Genomic DNA, 447 nt, shown 5'->3' on the forward strand with positions numbered 1-447 from the left:
GCCAGATAAAAGCCGGTCAGGCGCTGCATCTTGACGCACAGGATCTCACTAACAGCACTTCCGGTGAAATCAGCGCCAGGCAAACGCAAATCCAGGCTCACGATACCCTGAGCAACACCGGACTGATTGACGGCGGTTTGACTCATCTCACGGCCAACACCCTGAACAATACCGGCACCGGACGCATTTACGGTGACCAGCTGGCCCTCCAGACGGGCACATTGAATAACACCGCCCAGGACGGCAAAGCCGCGGTCATTGCGGCACGTGACCGGCTGGACATCGGCACCGCAACGCTCAATAACCAGCATCATGCGCAGATTTACAGCGTGGACAACATGCGCATCGGCGGCCAGTTGGATAACGCCCTGACGGCCACCGGTCAGGCGCGTGAGCTCAATAACCACGCGGCGACGATTGAAGCCGGGCGCCACTTGAAGATTAATG

The 447-nt window shown here is 58.6% G+C and carries 1 protein-coding gene; it reads left to right on the forward strand.

What is annotated here, in order from left to right; all coding sequences use genetic code 11:
- On the forward strand, nt 1-447 hold a 447-nt coding region (locus tag ACGF49_RS24860), incomplete at both ends, for a hypothetical protein (protein ID WP_387493422.1).

Source organism: Photorhabdus sp. RM96S (genome assembly GCF_042879335.1).
GTDB lineage: Bacteria > Pseudomonadota > Gammaproteobacteria > Enterobacterales > Enterobacteriaceae > Photorhabdus > Photorhabdus kayaii.